Source organism: Caldovatus sediminis, assembly GCF_014644455.1.
GTDB lineage: Bacteria > Pseudomonadota > Alphaproteobacteria > Acetobacterales > Acetobacteraceae > Caldovatus > Caldovatus sediminis.
Map to the genome: position 1 here is coordinate 39,450 of NZ_BMKS01000022.1, position 6,567 is coordinate 46,016.

Consider the following 6,567-nt stretch of genomic DNA (forward strand, 5'->3'; position numbering starts at 1 on the left):
ACCGGACCCGCCGATGCCCCCCGCGAAGAAGACCCCGAAGCCCGAGGCCGCGACTGAGGTGGAGACGCTGCGCCACCCCGCCGACGTCACCCGCCGCAACATCCCCACCGCCGAGACCTCGGCGCTGATGGCCGAGGAGGAGGCGCGGGCGAAGCCGATGCTCTACCCGCGCAACCCCGATCTCGACCCGCAGCTCGTCTGGCGCGGCAAGGACGCGCTGGATGCCGAGCCGCTGGCCGTGCCGACGGTGCCGATCTACATCCAGGAGAAGGTGCTGCCCGAGGCGCTGATCCGCGACCTGCTGCGCGTCAGCCGCGAGGGGGCGGAGCCGCAGGCCGACCTGTTCGGCGGCTTCGACCGCATCGCCGACCCCGAGACGCGGCTCGAGTTCTACCGCCATGCGGAGAACTGGTCGAACCGCATGATCCTGGGCGACAGCCTGCTGGTGATGAACAGCCTGGCCGAGAAGGAGGGGCTGCGCGGCCAGGTACAGATGATCTACCTGGACCCGCCCTTCGGCATCAGCTTCGCCAGCAACTGGCAGCCCACCACGCGCAGCCGCACGGTGGGCGAGACGGCGCGCGATCTCAGCCGCGAGCCCGAGCAGATCAAGGCCTTCCGCGACACCTGGAGGGACGGCATCCACAGCTACCTCGCCTTCTGGCGCGACAGGCTCGTCGTCGCCCGGGAACTGCTGGCGGAGTCGGGCAGCATCTTCGTGCAGATCGGCGAGGAGAACGCGCACCGCATGCGCGCGCTGCTGGACGAGGTGTTCGGCCCGGACTGCGCGGTGGTGACGCTGCTGGTCAAGAAGAAGGGCAGCCAGCGCAGCACGCTGATCGATCCGGTCAACGACTACATCCTCTGGTACGGGCGCACGCCGCGCACCGAGGGGCGGCTGAAGTTCCGCCCGCTCTTCGAACCCCGCGAACTGGATGCCGAGACGCTGGACGAGTTCACCCTTGTCGAACTGCCGGACGGGCAGGAGGTGAAGCTCGCCGATCTCGCCGCGCCCGACGGCACGCCGACCGACTACCGCCTGCGCCCGCAGCGGCTCTTCCGCGACTGGCCGGGCGCGCGGCTCTTCCGCTCCTGGCCGATCACCAATGGCGGCGAGCGCCCGAACCAGATGGACCCGGTGCCCTATCGCGGCGTGCTCGTGCCGCCGCCCCGCGGCCAATGCTGGCGGCACCCGAGCCGCGCGGCGGAGGGCGAGGTGGCGCCGATGCAGCGGGTGGTGATGGCCGGCCGACTGACCGGAACCACGTCCGCCCCCGGCTTCAAGCGCTACCTCGACGACTTCGCCTTCAAGACCCTCTCCAACTGGTGGGACGGGCTCGGCGGGGCCAGCCGGCCGATCTACGTGGTGCAGACCAACGAGGAGGTGGTGAAGCGCTGCGTGCTGATGACCACTGACCCCGGCGATCTGGTGCTGGACCCGACCTGCGGCTCCGGCACCACCGCGGCGGTGGCAGAGGCCTGGGGCCGGCGCTGGATCACCATCGACACCTCCCGCGTCGCGCTGGCGCTGGCCCGCACCCGGCTGATGGCGGCGCGCCACGCGGCCTTCCTGCTGCGCGACAGCCGCGAAGGCGCGGCGAAGGAGGCCGATCTTACCGGCCGGCCCCCGGAGCCAGGCCCCTTCGCCGGCGACATCCGCCAGGGCTTTGTGCTGGAGCGCGCGGCGCGCATCACCTCCTCGGTGGTGGCCAACAACGCCGAGATCGACGTCATCCACGCCAGATGGCAGCCCGCGCTCGACGCCGCCCGCGCCGCGCTGAACGCCGCCCTCGGCACGGCCCATGAGGAATGGCAGGTGCCGCGCAGCCTGCCCGAGGGCGCGCCCGAGGCCGCCCGCGCGTCCCACGCCGCCTTCTGGCAGGCGAAGCGCGAGCGCCAGGCGGAGATGGACGCCTCCATCGCCCGCAACGCCGAGGTCGAGCTGCTGCACGACCGCCCCTACACGAAGCGCAATGCGCTGCGCGTCACCGGCCCCTTCACGGTCGAAAGCCTCTCCCCCCACCGCGTCCTGCCCGCCGACGAGGAGGAGGCGGCGGTGGTCGAGGCGCTGGCCGCCGAGGCCGGCGAGGCCCCGCCGCCCCGCCGCCGCCTGCGCGCCGCCCCGGCGGGGGCGGAGGATTTCGTCACCGCCGTGCTCGACAACCTCGCCAAGGCCGGGGTGCAGAACACGAAGAAGAACGAGCGGCTGATGTTCGCCACCATCCGCCCCTGGCCCGGCAAGGGCCATGTGGCGGCCGAGGCGACCTGGATGGAAGGCGACCAGCCGCGCCGCGCGGCCATCGTCATCGGCCCCGAATACGGCACGGTGGGCGCCGATCTGGTGCGCGAGGCCGCGCGCGAATGCCGCGACTGGGCCGATGCCTTGGTGGTCTGCGGCTTCGCCTTCGACCCGCAGGTGGGCGAGACGACGATGAATCTCGGCCGCCTGACCGTGCTCAAGGCGCGCATGAGCCAGGAGCTGCACGCGGCCGAGGCCTACAAGGCCGGCGGCGGCAACCTCTTCGTGGTGTTCGGCGAGCCCGACATCGCGCTGGAGCGGAGGCCGGACGGCGCCTGCGTGGTGCGCCTCAAGGGCGTGGACATCTTCGACCCGACGACGGGCGAGGTGCGCTCCTCCCGGAATCTGGAGGAGGATGTCGCCTGCTGGTTCGTGGACACCGACTATGACGGGGACAGCTTCTTCGTCCGCCAGGCCTATTTCCTCGGCGGCAAGGACCCGTTCGAGAAGCTGAAGGCGGCGCTGAAGGCCGAGGTGGACGAGGCCGCCTGGTCCACCCTCCGCGCCAGCGAAAGCCGCCCCTTCCCGCCGCCGAAGTCCGGCCGCATCGCGGTGAAGGTGATCAACCACTACGGGGATGAGGCGATGCGGGTGTTCGGGGTGGGGTGATCATGGCGGTGCGCCCTGGACAGCCGCGCCGGCGGCGCCAGCCGATGAGGTAGGGGCGATGAGGTGCAGGATCCTCGCGGGCGCCGTCGCAGCAACCCTCATGGCGTGCATCGCGTCCGGCGCGCGGGCGCTCGACATGGCGTTCCTTCCTGAAACGCCGGGCGAGGAGATCTCGATTCTGCTGCTCAGCGGACCGATCCAGCGCCAGGACCCGGAACGCTTCCGCGCCATGGTCCGTTCTCGGCCCGGGCGGGAGGTGGTCGTAATGATCGACAGTCCGGGGGGCAATCTGGTCGGCGCCGCCGAGATCGCCGACATGGTGGCGCGCTGGCGGATGACGGTCGGCGTGCCGCCTCACGGCCTGTGTGCATCGGCCTGCTTCCTGATCCTTGCCGCAGCCACGGAGCGGATCGCGTCCGATACGGCGCGGATCGGCGTGCACAGCGCCCATATCGCCGGGGAGGAGACAAGCGGCACGTTGGCGATGACGACGGCGCTGGCCAGAGAACTGGCGCGGTTCGGCGTACCCGATGCCATTATCGGCCGCACGGTCCGGACGAGACCGGGTGACATGGCTTGGCTGTCCGCAGCCGAACTTCGCAGCATGGGTGTCGTCTCGCTGGAAGCCATGGCATCAGCAGTCTCGCCGCGTCCACGGGCCCCGTCGCCGGCTCCTCCTGCGGCCATGATCCCGCCACCTCCCGCCCGGACGCCTCGGGCAGAGACGCCTGCTCCAAGACAATCGGCGCCAGCCCCGCGCGGTGATGATGCCGAGGGCGAGAACACGCCGGCACGCCTTGTCGCGCATGAACCTCAGGCGTTCCGCGACGGGCTTCGCGATCGCGACGCCTATGAGGCGTGGTTCGTCCGTCTTGAAGGGCTGCGGCGGGACGGCGCGTTGTTCTGGGCCCGCAATCGCAGCCTGCCGAGACCGCCCCCATGCCCGGCGGATGACCCAGCGTTTCTCGAAGCATGCCAGGAGGCGCAGCGTCGTCTGACCCCATCCGATCAGCGGCGTCGGGAAGATCCGGAATATCGACGGGGTTGGAACAGCTTCCTGCAGCCCGCCTACCGGCGCGAAGTTCTGGATGCGATGACAGCCTGCGTGCGCGAAGGCGGACGCCCGGTCCGTCGGCAGGGCTTCGAGACGGCTCTGGATCTGAACGGCGATGGCGAAGCCGACTACATCATCGACTACAGGTCCTTCGCCTGCGAAGCCAGCCGAGGCGCCGGCATGCCGTTCTGTGGCACATCGGGCTGCACCATCGGCGTTTTCCTCTCGACACCCAGCGGCCATCAGCGGGTCTTTTTCGAGAATGCGCGGGAATGGCGGGTGATTGCTGGACCGCGGCCGGCGCTGCGACTTGTGAAGTCCGGCATCGCGTGCGGCCGTTTCGGAAGCGCTGACTGCATCGAACAACTCACCTTCAGCGGCGTCGCCGTGGAGAGAAGGCGCTGGTGAGGATGTGGCGCGGATGACAGATTTCGACCAGGCGATCCCTCCTCCGATCACGCAGCAACGCGTCGTAGCCTTGCTGGCCGACAACCATCCTCGGCGCATCTGCTTCCGTACGACCCATGCGCATGAACCGAAGCGCAGCCAGCCGCCCTACGCAGGCACGCTGAACGTGCCGTTCTGCGAGACCATCGGGCGGATATTCGAGAGTGATCTCGGCCTGCGTCTCTTCCAGAACCCGAATCGGCCGGGCTACTGGCGGTCCATCCAGACCGAGGAGGAATACGCACGGATCGAGACGTGGGTGAAGCAGCAGGGTACCCGCGTCTTCCTCCGGGATTGCCTCGACATGTCCCTCGCCCTCGGCATCAATCTGGAGAAGGGGCCGGACGGACAGCCGGCCGGGCATACCCCGCTCGGCGCGCTGGAAGCACGCGCCAAGGCTGGCCCGGACGAGGAGGCGATCAGCCAGCTTCAGGCGGCGTTCATCGCCACGATCCGCGCGGTGCCCGGCTATCGCGAGGCGAGGCTGATCGCTGCGGTGCCGCCACGCCCGGGCAAGGCGCATGACCTGCCATCCCTGCTCGCCGGGCGTATCGCCGCCGCTCTGGGCATCGAGGATCTCACCCCGCGCTTCCGCTTCGCCGCCCCCAAGGGCACGGTCAAGGCGGCGCGCCTCGAGGAGAAGTGGGCCGCCTGGGAGCAATCCGGCCTCGGCTTCGACCCTCCGCTCTCGGAACGCCTGGCGGTGATCCTGATCGACGACAAATACCAGTCCGGCATCAGCATCCAGTTCGTGGCGTCGGTCCTGCGAGCAGCCGGGGCAGGCGAGATCTACGGCCTCTGCGCCGTGAAGACCTGGCGCGACACCGATAATGCATGACGTCGGGGAGACTGGTAGAAGGCATGCCAGGACAGGGAGAACCGGCGCGATGCCCGATATGCCATCGGCCGCGCGATTGGAGCCAGGTCGGCCGGGCTATCCCCTCGGCATGAGCCGGGGCGGGAAGGCCCCGATCCTCTCCGCGCTCGGCAATCTTGCCCTTCTCGACACGCCGGGGCTCGGCTTCTGCGGGTCCCGGAAGGCGAGCGAGAAGGGGATCGCGGTGACCGTCGACTGTGCGGAACAGGCGGTTCAGGCCGGGTTCACCGTGATCTCTGGCAACGCCGCCGGGGTTGATCTGGCAGCCCATCGGACAGCGCTCGCCCAGGGCGGAGCGACGATCCTGGTGCTGGCGGAGGGGATCGACCGCTTCCGGATCCGGCAGGATCTCCGGCCTGTCTGGGACTGGAGCCGCGTGCTGGTGATCAGCCAGTTCCCGCCAGCGGCCACTTGGCAAGCCTATCGGGCGATGGAGCGCAACGCTGTGATCATCGCGCTGAGCCGGGCGATGATCGTCGTCGAGGCAGGCGAGACGGGGGGCACCCTGGCCGCCGGGCTGCGGACGCTCCAGGTCGGCAAGCCGCTTTTCGTCGCCGACTATGAGAACATCGAAGAGGTCGCGCCCGGTAATGCACAGCTGCTGGCCCGAGGCGCCATGCGGCTGCGACGAAGCCGGGAGACCGGACGCGCGAATGTCGCCTCTCTCCGGGAGATCGCGGCCCGGCAGACGCCTGTGCAATCGGTCCTGTTCTGAACGCCTGGCGGCCTGGGGGTGATGAGCGGTCCATTCGCTGTTGGTTGCGTCCGGACGGGCGAAGGCTTGGCGAACCGTTGCAGGATCAGGGCGCCAAAAATTCCACCTATATCAATCACCTGATGGTTGTTGGAAAAAATCGGCCTACCCTCAAGGTTCGGAGAGTTTTGGCTCTCTCCGGCGCTAAAACGCCGGTCGGTTCGGCTTCGAACCATCAACCCCGCCGCGCCAACCTCGGCCAAACCTGCGCCTCAGCGCGGCGGCAACCCTGGCGGAGAGAGTTGAGGGAAGCGGCGACTGGAGCGGGCGAAGGGAATCGAACCCTCGACCCCAACCTTGGCAAGGTTGTGCTCTACCCCTGAGCTACGCCCGCGCTCCACGGCACGGCAGGTTTTGGCATGTGTTGCCCTCGAACGCAAGCCATGTGCCCCGGTGACCATGAGCCGCGCCGGGTTTGAACCGCGGCGGGCTTGCCGGAGGCTTCAAACCTTAAGAGCCGGCTTCATAACGGCTTTGCCAATTGCCTGAGGAGGACGGTGGCGGCGGCGAGGACGAAGAAGGCGAGA

Annotated in this window: 4 protein-coding genes and 1 tRNA gene; 4 read left to right on the top strand and 1 reads right to left on the bottom strand. The window is 69.3% G+C overall.

Features of this window, described 5'->3' with window-relative positions:
* Nucleotides 1-13: 13 nt before the first annotated feature.
* From IEX99_RS20910 to IEX99_RS20925, 4 genes are read left to right on the top strand one after another with little or no spacing between them, the layout of a single operon-like run.
* On the top strand, nucleotides 14-2,908 hold the full coding sequence (locus tag IEX99_RS20910; protein WP_188903925.1) for a site-specific DNA-methyltransferase: 2,895 nt from the start codon (nucleotides 14-16) through the stop codon (nucleotides 2,906-2,908).
* Between the two features lie 58 nt (nucleotides 2,909-2,966).
* Nucleotides 2,967-4,370, top strand: a complete 1,404-nt coding sequence (locus IEX99_RS20915) for a COG3904 family protein (protein WP_188903927.1) — start codon at nucleotides 2,967-2,969, stop codon at nucleotides 4,368-4,370.
* Nucleotides 4,371-4,383: 13 nt separating this feature from the next.
* Nucleotides 4,384-5,247: a hypothetical protein gene (locus IEX99_RS20920; protein WP_188903929.1), complete on the top strand. Its 864-nt coding sequence runs from the start codon at nucleotides 4,384-4,386 to the stop codon at nucleotides 5,245-5,247.
* 49 nt (nucleotides 5,248-5,296) lie between these two features.
* Nucleotides 5,297-6,001, top strand: a complete 705-nt coding sequence (locus IEX99_RS20925; protein ID WP_188903931.1) for a DNA-processing protein DprA — start codon at nucleotides 5,297-5,299, stop codon at nucleotides 5,999-6,001.
* Nucleotides 6,002-6,299: 298 nt separating this feature from the next.
* On the opposite strand, the gene IEX99_RS20930 is transcribed toward IEX99_RS20925, so the two are convergent.
* A tRNA-Gly gene (locus tag IEX99_RS20930) sits at nucleotides 6,300-6,374 on the bottom strand.
* Nucleotides 6,375-6,567: the final 193 nt, after the last annotated feature.

What these genes read in the sequence shown, in the direction of transcription:
- IEX99_RS20910 (WP_188903925.1), top strand. Translation starts at nt 14, where the DNA reads ATGCCCCCCGCGAAGAAGACCCCGAAGCCCGAGGCCGCGACTGAGGTG.
- IEX99_RS20915 (WP_188903927.1), top strand. Translation starts at nt 2,967, where the DNA reads ATGAGGTGCAGGATCCTCGCGGGCGCCGTCGCAGCAACCCTCATGGCG.
- IEX99_RS20920 (WP_188903929.1), top strand. Translation starts at nt 4,384, where the DNA reads ATGACAGATTTCGACCAGGCGATCCCTCCTCCGATCACGCAGCAACGC.
- IEX99_RS20925 (WP_188903931.1), top strand. Translation starts at nt 5,297, where the DNA reads ATGCCCGATATGCCATCGGCCGCGCGATTGGAGCCAGGTCGGCCGGGC.